Origin of the sequence: Salibaculum griseiflavum, assembly GCF_003129565.1 — a bacterium.
Classification (GTDB): domain Bacteria; phylum Pseudomonadota; class Alphaproteobacteria; order Rhodobacterales; family Rhodobacteraceae; genus Salibaculum; species Salibaculum griseiflavum.
Map to the genome: position 1 here is coordinate 58609 of NZ_QETF01000009.1, position 12985 is coordinate 71593.

11 protein-coding genes and 1 tRNA gene are annotated in these 12985 nt (G+C 64.7%); 6 read left to right on the forward strand and 6 right to left on the reverse strand.

What is annotated here, in order from left to right:
* Positions 1–2 precede the first annotated feature (2 nt).
* Positions 3–833 (forward strand): SMP-30/gluconolactonase/LRE family protein, encoded by an 831-nt coding sequence (locus DFK10_RS09705; RefSeq protein ID WP_109388835.1) that lies wholly within the window; start codon positions 3–5, stop codon positions 831–833.
* Positions 834–842: 9 nt separating this feature from the next.
* The gene (locus tag DFK10_RS09710; RefSeq protein ID WP_109388836.1) at positions 843–1793 is read left to right on the forward strand and encodes an aldose epimerase family protein; all 951 of its coding nucleotides are present in this window, start codon (positions 843–845) and stop codon (positions 1791–1793) included.
* On the opposite strand, the gene DFK10_RS09715 is transcribed toward DFK10_RS09710, so the two are convergent.
* Positions 1786–5370, reverse strand: coding sequence for a hydantoinase B/oxoprolinase family protein (locus DFK10_RS09715; RefSeq protein WP_109388837.1), 3585 nt, complete (start codon positions 5368–5370; stop codon positions 1786–1788). The genes DFK10_RS09710 and DFK10_RS09715 overlap by 8 nt on opposite strands.
* A 157-nt stretch (positions 5371–5527) precedes the next feature.
* On the opposite strand from DFK10_RS09715, the gene DFK10_RS09720 reads away from it, so the two are divergent.
* Together DFK10_RS09720 and DFK10_RS09725 are read left to right on the forward strand one after the other, a co-directional pair.
* Positions 5528–5604 (forward strand) — tRNA-Met (locus tag DFK10_RS09720).
* A 63-nt stretch (positions 5605–5667) separates the two neighbouring features.
* Positions 5668–7077 (forward strand): FAD-binding oxidoreductase, encoded by a 1410-nt coding sequence (locus DFK10_RS09725; protein WP_109388838.1) that lies wholly within the window; start codon positions 5668–5670, stop codon positions 7075–7077.
* A 27-nt stretch (positions 7078–7104) separates the two neighbouring features.
* Here the strand turns inward: DFK10_RS09725 and hemC are convergent, their stop codons facing one another.
* On the reverse strand, positions 7105–8070 hold the full coding sequence (gene hemC, locus DFK10_RS09730) for a hydroxymethylbilane synthase (RefSeq protein WP_109388839.1): 966 nt from the start codon (positions 8068–8070) through the stop codon (positions 7105–7107).
* Positions 8071–8160: 90 nt separating this feature from the next.
* Between hemC and hemE the strand changes: the two genes are divergently transcribed.
* Complete coding sequence (gene hemE / locus DFK10_RS09735) at positions 8161–9192, forward strand: uroporphyrinogen decarboxylase (protein WP_109388840.1); 1032 nt, start codon at positions 8161–8163, stop codon at positions 9190–9192.
* A gap of 99 nt (positions 9193–9291) precedes the next feature.
* Here the strand turns inward: hemE and hemF are convergent, their stop codons facing one another.
* Positions 9292–10188 carry an oxygen-dependent coproporphyrinogen oxidase gene (gene hemF / locus DFK10_RS09740; RefSeq protein ID WP_109388841.1) on the reverse strand — a complete coding sequence of 299 codons (897 nt, stop codon included), beginning with the start codon at positions 10186–10188 and terminating at the stop codon, positions 9292–9294.
* Positions 10189–10299: 111 nt separating this feature from the next.
* Here hemF and DFK10_RS09745 point away from each other — a divergent pair, with 111 nt between their 5' ends.
* On the forward strand, positions 10300–10686 hold the full coding sequence (locus DFK10_RS09745; protein WP_109388842.1) for a hypothetical protein: 387 nt from the start codon (positions 10300–10302) through the stop codon (positions 10684–10686).
* Positions 10687–10694: 8 nt separating this feature from the next.
* On the opposite strand, the gene DFK10_RS09750 is transcribed toward DFK10_RS09745, so the two are convergent.
* From DFK10_RS09750 to clpS, 3 genes are read right to left on the reverse strand one after another with little or no spacing between them, the layout of a single operon-like run.
* A complete protein-coding gene (locus tag DFK10_RS09750; RefSeq protein WP_109388843.1) occupies positions 10695–11498 on the reverse strand; it encodes an SDR family NAD(P)-dependent oxidoreductase in 804 nt (267 codons plus the stop codon).
* 51 nt (positions 11499–11549) lie between these two features.
* A complete protein-coding gene (locus DFK10_RS09755; RefSeq protein ID WP_109388844.1) occupies positions 11550–12509 on the reverse strand; it encodes a class I SAM-dependent methyltransferase in 960 nt (319 codons plus the stop codon).
* A 25-nt stretch (positions 12510–12534) separates the two neighbouring features.
* Complete coding sequence (gene clpS, locus DFK10_RS09760; protein ID WP_408005584.1) at positions 12535–12876, reverse strand: ATP-dependent Clp protease adapter ClpS; 342 nt, start codon at positions 12874–12876, stop codon at positions 12535–12537.
* Positions 12877–12985 lie beyond the last annotated feature (109 nt).

A 12985-nucleotide genomic window follows, 5' to 3' on the forward strand; every position in this document is an offset into this window, starting at 1 on the left:
CCATGATCTACGATGACACCCCATGCATCCTGGGCGAAGGCCCCCTTTGGCATCCCGTTCGGCAAGACCTTTTCTGGTTCGATATCATCGGCAAACGCTTGCACCGCAAAGGGCAGCATTGGCAGTTCGACGATTGCGTCTCGGCGGCAGGCTGGGTGGATCGGGACACGCTGCTGGTGGCAGATGCCACTGGGCTGTTCCGCTACAACCTCGCAACCGGCGCGAGAGAGGCCGTCGCCGCGCTGGAAGCCGACAATCCTGTCACCCGGTCCAATGACGGGCGCGCGGACCCTTATGGTGGCTTCTGGATCGGGACGATGGGGCACAATGCCGAACCCGGCGCGGGGGCGATTTATCGCTACTATCGTGGCGAGCTGCGCCAGCTATACGCCGATATCACGATTTCCAACGCGATCTGTTTCAGCCCCGATGGCGGGCATGCCTATTTCACCGATACGCCCAGCCGCAAGATCATGCGTCAGCGCCTGTCGGACAAGGATGGCTGGCCCAAGGGCGATCCCGAGGTCTGGCTGGACATGACGGCGGCGGGGCTGGCGCCGGATGGGGCCGTGATCGACGCCGAAGGCAATTTCTGGAACGCCCAATGGGGCGCGGCGCGCGTGGCCTGCTATGGCCCTGACGGGGACTTTCGGCAGGCAGTTGAAATCACCGCGCCGCAAGCGACCTGCCCGGCCTTTGGCGGGCCTGACCTGCAGACCCTGTTCTGCACCTCGGCCGCCGACGGGATGTCCGATGATAACCCCGACCACGGCAAGACATTCGCCGTGCCTGTCGAGGCACGCGGCCAGCAGGAACACCAGGTCATCCTATAGGAGAACACGATGCGGGTTTTCGGAAACACGGCGCAAGGCGAAACCGTCCATGCGATCGACCTGTCGGCACATGGACTGTCGGCGACGGTTCTGACCCTTGGCGGCATCCTTCAGGATGTCCGGCTCGACGGCATCGACCACAGCCTGACATTGGGGCGGGATAACCTGGCCGACTACGAAGGCGACTATGCCTATTTCGGGGCGCTGGTGGGGCCGGTGGCGAACCGGCTGCGGGATGCCTCGGCCCGGATCGGCGGCAAGGCCTATCACTTCGAAAAGAACGAGAACGGCAAGACCCTGCTCCATGGCGGCGCCACTGGCCTGCATTCCAAAGTATGGAATATTGATAAATCATACGAAAATTCCGTCACCCTGACGGTTATTTTGCCTGACGGCGAAGGTGGGATGCCGGGAAATCGCAGCATAGAAGCCCGCTACGAGATTGCGGCGCCGGGCACATTGCGCCTGACCGTAACGGCCCAGACCGATGCCGAAACCCTCATGAACGTGGCCCATCACGGCTATTGGAACCTTGATGGCAGCGACAGCGTGGCAGGGCATGAACTGCGCATCGCGGCCGATCACTATCTGCCCACCGACAAGGACACATTGCCGACCGGCGTGATCCGACCGGTTGCGGGCGGCGATTTCGATTTCCGCGACGGCAAGCCTTTTGCACCCGGTCAACCCGAGCTCGACCACAATTTCTGCCTGTCCCGCGCCCGGACCGATCTGCGCGATGTGCTGTGGCTGACAGGGCAAACCGGACGGCAGATGGTGATGGCCACGACCGAGCCGGGCGTGCAGATCTTCGACCATCGCAACATGGACCCGCTTTATCATGGGTTGGCGATCGAGGCGCAGGTCTGGCCCGACGCCCCCAATTGCCCCGGCTTCCCCGATATCAGCCTGAAACCGGGCGAAACCTGCGAACAAGTGACGGAATGGCGCTTTAGCTAGCGCCCCATCCGCCACCGCCCGGCGTTTCCATGACGAAAGCTGACCCGGCCTTCAGGTCGATCTCATCATCGCCCTGAAGCTCGATCCGGGTGCCATTGGGCAATTCCGCCCAGTTGCGCCCGGTCTGGCCCGGCTGGCCGCCATTTGCCCCGAAAGGCGGGATACGGCGGTGGGAACACAGCGTGGTCACGGTCACATCCGTCAGGAAGCGCATGCGCCGGAACACACCGTGCCCGCCGCGATATTGCCCCGCACCGCCCGACCCGGTTCGGATCGCGAAATCCTCCAGCCGCACGGGAAAGCGTTTTTCGAGGATCTCCGGGTCGGTCATGCGGGTGTTTGTCATGTGGCTTTGCACCGCGTCGCACCCATCGAAACCCGGCCCGGCCCCTGTCCCACCGGCAATGGTCTCGTAGTTCTGGAAATCCTCGTTGCCCCAGACGAAATTGTTCATCGTGGCCTGACTGCCAGCGATCACGCCCAGCGCGCCATAAAGCGCATTGCACGCCGCCTGCGACACCTCCGTATTGCCCGCGATGACGGCCGCCGGATAGCGCGGGTTCAGCATCGACCCTTCGGGCGCAATGATGTTCAGCGGTTTCAGGCAACCCTCGTTCAGCGGGATATCGGACCCCACAAGCGTGCGGAAAACATAGAGCACCACGGCCCGGCAGACCGCGAAGGGCGCATTGTAATTGCCCCCGTGCTGGCCGGACGTGCCGGTGAAATCGACTGTCGCCTCCCGCGCGGCATGGTCGACACGGACCGCAACTTCGATGTGCTGGCCATTGTCCATCGGATAGCTGAAACGCCCGTCGCGCAGCTTGTCGATAACGCGGCGCACGCTTTCCTCGGCATTGCGCTGAACATGACCCATATAGGCGGTGACCAAATCTGCGCCCTGTTCGTCGCAGACCCGCAGCAACTCACGCCGCCCGGTCGCATTGGCGGCCACCTGCGCCTTGAGGTCGGCAATGTTCTGATCGGGATTGCGGCACGGATAGCGGCCAGAGCCCAGAACGCGGCGCGCGTCCTCTTCGAGGAACTGGCCCCGGCTGACCAGCTTGACGTTGTCAATCAGCACGCCCTCTTCGTCGATATGGGTGCTGTCGGGTGGCGCCGATCCAGGGGTGCGCCCGCCGATATCGGCATGGTGGCCCCGGCTGCCCAGCCAGAAGGCCGGCTTTCCATCCACGAAAACCGGCGTGACCACCGTGACATCCGGCAGATGGGTGCCCCCGTTATAGGGGGAGTTCAGCATGAAGGCGTCGCCGTCGGCCAAGTTCGGGTTCAGCCGCATCACCGTCTTGATGCTGTCGGACATGGAGCCGAGATGCACCGGCACATGCGGCGCATTCGCCACCAGATCGCCCGCCGCGTCGAAGATCGCGCAGGAGAAATCGTAGCGTTCCTTGATGTTCACCGACCAAGACGTGTTGGCCAGGGTCGCACCCATCTGTTCGGCCACGTTCATGAACAGGTTCGACATGACCTCCAGCACCACGGGGTCCGCTTCGGTGCCCGCGGCCAAACCGCGGTCGGCGGCGGCATCGCGGGACAGCAGCAGGTTGCCCATGTCATCGACCTGTGCCGACCAGCCCGGCTCGACCATATTCGTACCCGTAGGTTCGAGAATGATCGCAGGGCCGGTCACCACCTGCCCCTGGGCCAACTGCCCCCGCTCGAAGATGGGCGCGCCCTGCCGCGCGCCGCCTGTATGTACGGCTACGTTGGCGACAGGGCTGGCCGGGTTGTCCATCGCGGCGCCGATCCGCCCGGGCATCTCGCCGGCGCCGCCAATGGCCTCGACGCTGAGCATTTCAAACAGGATCGCCCGTTCCGGGCTGGTAAATCCGAACCGCGCGGCATGCGCCGCCTCGAACGCGGCCTGCATCTGATCGACCGGACCGAAATCGACGGGCAGCGGCTGGTGCGAGCCATCATAGCGCAAATGGGCCTGGGCACGGGTCTCGACCGGCCCGGTCACGCCTTGCGACCTGAGCGCCCCGCTGGCCTGTTCGGTCAGCGCATTGATCCGCGCGGCAGCGCCATCATGATCGGCCAAGGGCGCATCATGTTGTTCCTCGGCCATCTCGCGCAGTTCGGCCAGCCCCATGCCAAAGGCCGAAAGGACCCCGGCGAAAGGATGGATCAGCACCTGCCCCATGCCCAGCGCATCGGCCACAAGGCAGGCATGCTGCCCGCCCGCCCCGCCGAAGCATTGCAGGGTATAGCCCGTCACATCATGGCCGCGCTGCACGCTGATCTTCTTGATCGCGTTAGCCATGTTGTCGACGGCAATCCTAAGGAAGCCCTCGGCCATGTCCTCGGGGCTGCGCGGGGCCTCGCCGGTGGCCACGGCGACTTCCTCGGACAGGGTTTCGAATTTTTGGCGCACGACCTCCGCATCCAGCGGCTGGTCACCCTCTGGCCCGAAAACCTGCGGGAAATGGTCAGGCGTGAGCTTGCCCAGCATGACATTGCAGTCGGTCACGGTCAGCGGCCCGCCCCGGCGATAACAGGCCGGGCCGGGATCTGCGCCGGCGCTTTCGGGGCCGACCTGGAAGCGCCCGTCGCGGAAGGAGCATATCGAACCGCCCCCGGCGGCAACCGTATGAATATCCATCATCGGGGCACGCATGCGCACGCCGGCAACCTCGGTCTCGAAGCTGCGTTCATAGGCGCCGGCATAGTGGCTCACATCGGTGCTGGTGCCGCCCATGTCGAAACCGATCAGCCGGTCATGGCCCGCCGCCTCGCCTGTCTTGACCATGCCCACGATCCCACCGGCCGGGCCGGACAGAATCGCATCCTTGCCCTGAAATCTCATCGCATCGGTCAGGCCGCCGCTTGATTGCATGAACAGCAATTGCCCGGTCACGCGGCCCACATCCAGCGCATCGGCCACCTGGTTCACGTAACGGCGCAGGATGGGCGAGAGATAGGCGTCGACCACCGTGGTATCCCCACGCCCGACCAGCTTGGCCAAGCCCGACACCCCGTGCGATGTGCTGACCTGCCCAAAGCCCAATTCGCGGGCGATCTCGGCCGCGCGGCGTTCATGGACAGGGTCGAGATAGGCATGCAGGAAGGCGATCGCGACCGCGTCGAACCCGGCCTTGCGAGCGTCCTCCAGCGTGGCGCGCACGGCGGCCTCGTCCATCGGCGTCAGCACGGCGCCCTCGGCATCCAGCCTCTCGTCGACCTCGGCCACCTGATCATAGAGCAATTCCGGCCGTGTGACGTTCAGGTCGAACAGGCGCGGCCGGGTCTGGTAACCGATCCGTAGCAGGTCGCCGAAGCCCTTCGTAATCAAAAGGAAGGTGCGTTCGCCCTTGCGCTCCAGCAAGGCGTTTGTGGCCACGGTCGTGCCCATTTTGACAGAGCGGATGGCGCCGGGCTCGGGCGCATCGGTGCCCATCAGGTCGCGAATGCCCTGCACGGCGGCATCCCGGTAGCGTTCGGGATTTTCCGAAAGCAGCTTGTGCGTGACCAGTCCGCCGTCGGGGGTGCGAGCGACGATATCGGTGAATGTGCCACCTCGGTCGATCCAGAATTCCCAGGCCTTCGCCGCCATGTCCTTGCCTCCTTCGCGCGGCGCCACCTTTGACACAAATACCTCGCGGGGCAAGGCCCTGCAGCGGCACCCCGAAAAACCCCGCAAACCCCGCCACGCGGGCGAAGAATCGGTTTGACAGGCCCGTTGCCCGCGAGTATGCGAACGCCGGTGATGAGGCGTGGTAGCTCAGCTGGTTAGAGCACAGCACTCATAATGCTGGGGTCGGCGGTTCAAGTCCGCCCCACGCTACCATCACTTTCCCGTTCCAACCCGGTTTGCTTTGCGGCACTGTGCGGTCGAGGGGGATCGTGTGTCATGACATCGCTGAAGGCGTTCGCCGAAATCGTCGGAACAGATTATGCCATGATCGGCGCGGACACGGCCAAATGGGCGCAGGACTGGACCGGCGCCTATTCCGGCGCACCGGGTGTCGTGCTGCGCCCGGCAGATACGGCTCAAGTCTCGGCGATCCTGCGCAAGGCCTCGGAACTGAGGCTGTCGGTGATACCCGTTTCCGGCAATACCGGCCTGGTCGGCGGCACCCATGCTCCGGGCGGGGTGCTGCTTTCGCTGGATCGGATGAATACCATCCGCGAGGTGAACCCCCGCGCGCGCACCGCCGTGGTCGAGGCTGGCGTGATCCTGTCTGCGCTGCATGAGGCCGCCGACGACCACGAGCTCATCTTTCCATTGACCTTCGGCGCGCACGGCTCGGCCATGATCGGCGGGGTGCTGTCCACCAATGCCGGCGGGTCCAACGTGCTGCGCTACGGCAATACCCGAGACCTGTGCCTGGGCATCGAGGCGGTGTTGGCCGATGGTCGCGTGGTGGACCTCATGAGCGCGGTGCACAAGGACAATTCCGGCCTGGACCTGCGCGATCTTCTGATCGGGGCCGAGGGGCAGCTGGGCGTGATCACCGCCGCTGTCATGAAGCTCTATCCCAAACCGCGCGCCTACGCCACGGCGATGCTGGCCGTTCCCGCGCTCGGCCCCGCGCTGGACCTGCTCAACCGGTTGCAGGACGCGACCGGTGGCGCGGTCGAGGCCTTCGAATACATGCCGCGCAACTACATCCAGACCCACCTGGACAGGATCGAAGGTGCCCGCCCGCCCTTCGACGAGATGCATGACGTGAACATCCTGGTCGAACTCGGGGCAACCGCGGACCGCGATGCCGACCCCGGACCGGACGGCAAGCCGCCCATCATGGCGCTGCTGGAACGGGAGCTGGAAGCGATGCTTGAGGCAGGCACGCTTCTGGATGCGGTGATCGCCCAGAACGAGGCCCAGCGCCGCGAGATGTGGGCGCGCCGCGAGGCCGCCGCCGAGCTCACCTTCTGGCGCAAGCCCTATATCGATACGGACGTGGCCGTGCCGCTTGACCGGGTCGAGACATTCCTCGAGCAGGCCAATACCCGGATTGCCGCGAAAGACCCCGAAGCCGAGCCGTTCTACATCGCCCATCTGGGCGACGGGAACGTGCATTACGGGTGCTACGTGTCTGACCCTTCCCCGGCGCACAAGGATGCCATCATCGCGATTGTCGAGGACGTGGTCGCGGAACTGGGCGGGTCGTTTTCCGCCGAACACGGTGTGGGCCAATCCAAGCTGGCCACGATGCGGCGACGCAAGGACCCGGTTGCGCTGGACATGATGCGCCGCATCAAACACGCACTGGACTCTCAGGGCATCCTGAATCCGGGAAAGACGATTCCGGACTAGGTCACTTGCGACCCCGGCCTTGCCCGTTCAGCCCGCTTGCACCGCCTCGAAGAATCCCGGCTTGGCGCGACCCAAAAGCTCTTTGGCCAATGCCACACCCATGGCCGGACCGTCCGAGACCGGCCCGGACAGCTCTCCCGCATGCACCTCTGACCCGTCCGGGCGCAGGATCTCTCCGCGCAATCGCAGGCCCTCGGGCGAAAACTCCGCCAGCCCGCCGATGGGGGTTTCACAGGAACCGTCCAGCGCGGCGAGGAAGGCGCGTTCGCAGGCCAGGCGTTCGCCGGTTTCGCGGTCATGGATCGCGGCCAGCATCTCGGCCACGCGGTCGTCATCCGCCCGCCGCTCGATCCCGATGGCCCCTTGGGCCACGGCCGGAAGCATATCCTCGGGGGCGATCGGGGCGCGCGCGACCTCGGCCATGCCCAGCCGCCGCAGCCCGGCCATCGCCAGGAAGGTCGCCCCGGCCACACCATCCTCCAGCTTCTTGAGCCGTGTCTGGACGTTGCCGCGGAACTCCACCACTTCCAGGTCGGGACGGCGCGCGCGCAGTTGCGCCCGCCGGCGCAGGCTCGACGTGCCCACGACCGTGCCCGCTGGCAGGTCAGCCAAAGAGGCATGCGCCAAAGACACGAACGCATCGCGCACGTCCTCGCGCGGCAGATAGCAATCCAGCATCAGCCCCTCGGGCTGGTCCACCGGCATGTCCTTCATGGAATGCACGGCGATGTCGATCCCGCCAGACAGCATCGCCTCTTCGATTTCCTTGGTGAACAGCCCCTTGCCGCCGATCTCTTTCAAGGGCCGGTCCGCGTCGATCATCGATCGGTTGTCGCCGGTCGTCTTGATCACAACAATGTCGAAGGCCTCGGCGGGCAACTCGAACGCCGCCGCCAGCCGGTCGCGGGTTTCATGGGCCTGGGCCAGCGCCAGCGGCGAACCGCGCGTGCCGATCTTGAGCGGACGGTCGGGGGAAGGAAGATCATGCGTCATAATGCGCTTCTAGACGCAGGTCCGGGGCGTGACAACGGCTTGACTTCACCGGGCGCAACTGGAACCTCGGACACGTTGATAGGAGACCCCATGACCGACAAGCTGATCCTGCGCGCCCTCGCCGGCGAAACGCTGCCCACCCCGCCGATCTGGATGATGCGCCAGGCCGGCCGCTACCTGCCCGAATACCGCGCGACCCGCGCCGAGGCCGGGGATTTCCTGTCGCTGTGCTACAATTCCGAGCTGGCCGCCGAGGTGACGCTGCAACCGATCCGGCGCTACGGGTTCGATGCGGCGATCCTGTTTGCCGACATCCTGCTGCTGCCGCAGGCGCTGGGGGCCGACCTGTGGTTCGTAACCGGCGAAGGGCCGCGCCTGTCCACCATCACCGACCAGGCCGGATTCGACGCCCTGAAGCCCGCCGACGCGGTGCATGAACACCTGTCGCCGGTCTATGAAACCGTGCGCATCCTGTCGCGCGAATTGCCCAAGGAGACCACCCTGATCGGGTTTGCAGGCGCGCCCTGGACAGTAGCGACCTACATGATCGCCGGTCGCGGCACGCCCGACCAGGGGCCGGCTCATGCGCTCAAGGCCGAGAACCGCCTGCTCTTCGAGGCGCTTCTGGACCGGCTGACCGAAGCGACCATCGGCTACCTCTCTTCCCAGATCGAAGCCGGGGCCGAGGTCGTCAAGATCTTCGACAGCTGGGCCGGCTCGCTTCAGGGGGACGATTTCCAGAAATACGCGATCGAGCCGGCCCGGCGGATCACTACCGAACTCAAGGCACGGCATCCCGAAACCCCCATCATCGCCTTCCCGCGCGGCGCGGGTGAACGCTATGTCGGACTGCATCAGGCCATCGGCGCGGATTGCATCGCCCTCGATGACGGCGTGACGCCCGAATGGGCCGCCGACCATGTGCAGGTCGATGGTTGCGTTCAGGGCAACCTGAAATCCTCGCACATGGTGACCGGCGGCGACGACCTGGTGCGCGAAACCCGCCGAGTGGTCGATGCATTGTCCAAGGGCCCGCACATCTTCAACCTGGGCCACGGGATCACACCGGACGCCGACCCCGAGAACGTCCAGCTGATGATCGACACGATCCGAGGCGGGTAAAGCTGCGAACGGGGCGACACCGATCCAGGTGCCCGTTGCGCCCTTGGTTATGGACCAGCCAACCCTGGCGCAATCCAACCCGCGGGGCCCGCCCCGCCGTCATATCCACTTGGCCATGGGCGGCAGGCTCATCAGGACGGCGTTGGCGTCATGGCCGGTTTCCAGGCCGAACTTGGTTCCCCGGTCATAGACAAGGTTGTATTCGGCGTAGAGCCCACGATGCACGAGCTGGGCATCCTTGTCCGCCTCGGTCCACGCGATATCGCGCCGCTTTTCAGTCACCGGCAGGAAGGCCGGCAGGAAGGCGCGCCCGATATCCTGCGTCAGGGCGAAATCAGCCGCCCAGTCGCCGGTGCAATGGTCATCCATGAAAATCCCGCCCACGCCGCGCGCGCGGCCCCGGTGCGGAATGTAGAAATAGTCGTCCGCCCATTCCTTGAGGCGCGGATAATGCTCTTCCCCGTGGGGGTCGAGGAACGCCTTCTGCGTGGCATGAAAATGCGCCGTGTCCTCGTCATATTCGATGCAGGGGTTCAAGTCCGATCCTCCGCCAAACCACCAGGCATGGGGGGTCCAGAACATACGGGTATTCATGTGAACGGCGGGCGTGTGCGGGTTCTGCATATGCGCGACGAGGCTGATGCCGCTGGCCCAGAACCTTGGATCGTCCTTCATACCCGGCAGGCCTTTGCGCGCCATCATCGCCGCCTGCGCCTTCTCGCCCAGCGTGCCGTGGACAGTCGAGACATTCACGCCGACCTTTTCGAACACCCGACCGCCACGCATGACCGACATCAGGCCACCGCCTGCATCCTCTCCTTCGGCGCCCTTGCGCCGGGTCTCGGTCACCTCGAAACGGCCAGCGGGGCTGTCGGCCAGCGGGCCGGAGACCTGCGCATCCTCAAGCGCTTCAAAAGCGGCGACGATCTCATCGCGCAGCGTTCGGAACCATGCAGAGGCCTGTGCCTTTTCGTCGATCATCTCGTCAGCGGCCATCCCGAAAATCCCTTGTTATTGCCTATCATCGGCCCTTAGCATTCTTTCAATGACACGGCCAATGCCCGTCCAGTCCGACGACCCCGAGTCACATAACCAAGGCCCCTTCCGATGAAACCCATTTTTCTTGTTCTTCCCCTTGTCGCGCTCGTCGCGTGTGCCACCCCGCGCGAGGCTTGCATCAGAGATGCCCAGCGGCAGGTAACCCTGCTGAACCAGCAGATCGCGACGACACAGGGCAATATCGACCGGGGCTATGCGCTGGCCGAGGTTCAGGACATCCGCACGATCACCACGACCTGCACCGGCACCAACGAGGATGGCAGCACCTTCACCTTCCCTTGTCAGGAAACCCGGACCATCACCCGCCAGGAGCCCGTCGCCATCAACGTGGCCGAAGAACGCGCGAAACTCGCCGACCTGATCGAGCGGCGGGACGCTGCGGCCGAGGCGACGAATGCCCGCATCCAGCAATGTATCGCGATGCACCCGGAATGACCTGAGCGTCAGTGTGCCGGCGCATCGACCGGGTCGATCAGGGTGCGCCCGCCATCAACGGTGATGATCTCGCCGGTGACGAAACCCGAGGCGTCCGAGGCGAGGTATTGCACCGCATCCGAAACTTCGCCCGGTCCGGCGATGCGACCCAGGGGCGTATGCTCGATGATCTCGCCGCGATAATCCTCGTGCTCTTTCAACGCACCTTTCAGGCTGGCGCTCATCACGGACCCGAAGGCCACGGCATTGACGCGGATGCGATGCGGGGCCAGGGCCACGGCCATCGACCGGGTCATCTGGTCCAGCGCGGCGGTCGAGATGGAATACCCCAGCAGTTCCGGGTTGGCCCTGCGCGAGGCAATCGAGCTGAGGTTGATTATGGACCCGGCCGGGCCTTCTTCCTGCCCTTTGGCCTGCTTGATCATCCGCTTCGAGATCGCCTGCGTCAGGCGCAAGGAGGTCATCAGGTTTTGCTGTATGAGCGCCTCGACATTGTCTTCCGCGGGGTCGAGCGGGTCCGATGTCATCATCTGGCGCGAGGCGTTCACCAGGATATCGACGCGGTCATAGGCGTCGATGGTCATCGAAAGGAGGTTCGCAATCGATAGCTTCTGGCGCAGGTCACAGGCGAAGCTGCGATAGCGGGACCCGTCCACATCGGTCTTGCCCAGTTCCTTTTCCAGGCGGTCATCATCCATGTCGGCAAAGACGACATTGGCACCCTGGTCAACGAAGTGCCTGCCTATGGCCAGGCCGACCCCATTGGCCGCGCCGGTGACGATGGCGGTTTTGCCTTCGATGGAAAAGCTCATTTCGGCCTCCCGTTTTTTAGCCCGATTCCCGGTGCGCCACGCTAGGCCATTTCAGCGTCGCGGGCGAGTGGCGGCAATCAGCTTGAACGCCGCGTCACCGCCAAGCTCTTGCACCTGAACGAATAATTCCCGCAGATGCGCCTCGTAGGGCAGGTGACGATTGGCCACCAGGTAAAGCGTGCCACGAGGTTTGAGGATTCGGGCAGCGGTTGCAAGAAAGGCCTGCCCCAGTTCCGGCGCACCTTTGCGAGAGGTGTGGAACGGCGGATTCATGACGACCGCATCATAAGGGCTGTCGCTGCGAAACCGCGTGGCGTCCGCCCAATGGGCGGTGGCGCGCGGGTCGTCGATTTTTTCCCTCAGGCAGTCCAGCGCCAATCCCTCGGCCTCGACCATGTCCAAATGGCTGACGTCCGGGTGCCGCAGGACCGCCGCCGACAGATAGCCCCATCCGGCCCCAAGGTCGGCCACGCGACCGGCAAGCGGCGGCAGCGCCTCGGCCAGCAGTCGCGAGCCTGGGTCGATCCGACCCTCGGAGAAAACGCCCGGCTGGGTGCGGAACCCCTCGACAACCTGGTCGGGCACGTCCCAATCCGGTGCGCCCTCGGGCGCGAACCAGAACAGCCGGCCATGTCCCTTGGTCAGGGTGCCCGCGATCGGCGCCCACCCCCGGCACGCCTTGTAGAGACTGTCCACGCCGTCAGTCTTGGCCCCGTCCACGATCACCATCTCCGTGGCCTCGGCGAGCGCCCGCAGCACCAACCGCCGGGCCAGCGCCTTGGACCGGGGCACGACAACCACAACGGTCGGCACAGGATCAGTTCTGGCCGCGGCATAGCCACGCGCCTTCCAGGTGTCGTGATCGGGCTTGAAGTCATGGGAAATCTCGACCCGGCCCTTGTCGATGGCGGACAGGTCATACTCCGCCGGCGGACGCAGGACACGCACGAGTCCGTCAGGCAAGGCCGGGGCGTCTGCCTCCAGAGCGAGGGTCAATCGGGAATGAGCCATTGTGCAGGGAACGGGCGGCGACTGCCTATTCCTTCTCCATGGTGCATTGCAGGGGGTGCTGGTGGCGCTGCGCCAGGTCCATCACCAAGGCGACCTTGGTCTCGGCGATCTCGTGGCTGAAGACGCCTGCCACGGCCACACCTTTCTGATGAACGGTCAGCATGAGTTCCACGGCCTGCGCATGGGTCATGCCGAAATATCGTTCCAGCACATGGACGACGAATTCCATCGGCGTGTAATCGTCGTTCAGGATCAATACCTTATAAAGCGGCGGCCGCTTGGTCTTGGGGCGCGTCTCGACCTTGACGCCGACGTCGCCGTCGTCATCCTGATCCTTGCCGGACATCATCAGTGTCTTGTGCAACATGGCGTTCCCGTTTTCCGAACCGAGTTCTGGTTCCAGTCGCTTAATATAACTTTGATCGCCCCGGTGAAAAGGGGGGCATCTCCCGGACCGCTCCAGTCGATCCAAGCCC

What these genes read in the sequence shown, in the direction of transcription:
- DFK10_RS09705 (WP_109388835.1), top strand. Translation starts at nt 3, where the DNA reads ATGATCTACGATGACACCCCATGCATCCTGGGCGAAGGCCCCCTTTGG.
- DFK10_RS09710 (WP_109388836.1), top strand. Translation starts at nt 843, where the DNA reads ATGCGGGTTTTCGGAAACACGGCGCAAGGCGAAACCGTCCATGCGATC.
- DFK10_RS09715 (WP_109388837.1), bottom strand. Translation starts at nt 5,370, where the DNA reads ATGGCGGCGAAGGCCTGGGAATTCTGGATCGACCGAGGTGGCACATTC.
- DFK10_RS09725 (WP_109388838.1), top strand. Translation starts at nt 5,668, where the DNA reads ATGACATCGCTGAAGGCGTTCGCCGAAATCGTCGGAACAGATTATGCC.
- hemC (WP_109388839.1), bottom strand. Translation starts at nt 8,070, where the DNA reads ATGACGCATGATCTTCCTTCCCCCGACCGTCCGCTCAAGATCGGCACG.
- hemE (WP_109388840.1), top strand. Translation starts at nt 8,161, where the DNA reads ATGACCGACAAGCTGATCCTGCGCGCCCTCGCCGGCGAAACGCTGCCC.
- hemF (WP_109388841.1), bottom strand. Translation starts at nt 10,188, where the DNA reads ATGGCCGCTGACGAGATGATCGACGAAAAGGCACAGGCCTCTGCATGG.
- DFK10_RS09745 (WP_109388842.1), top strand. Translation starts at nt 10,300, where the DNA reads ATGAAACCCATTTTTCTTGTTCTTCCCCTTGTCGCGCTCGTCGCGTGT.
- DFK10_RS09750 (WP_109388843.1), bottom strand. Translation starts at nt 11,498, where the DNA reads ATGAGCTTTTCCATCGAAGGCAAAACCGCCATCGTCACCGGCGCGGCC.
- DFK10_RS09755 (WP_109388844.1), bottom strand. Translation starts at nt 12,509, where the DNA reads ATGGCTCATTCCCGATTGACCCTCGCTCTGGAGGCAGACGCCCCGGCC.
- clpS (WP_408005584.1), bottom strand. Translation starts at nt 12,876, where the DNA reads ATGTTGCACAAGACACTGATGATGTCCGGCAAGGATCAGGATGACGAC.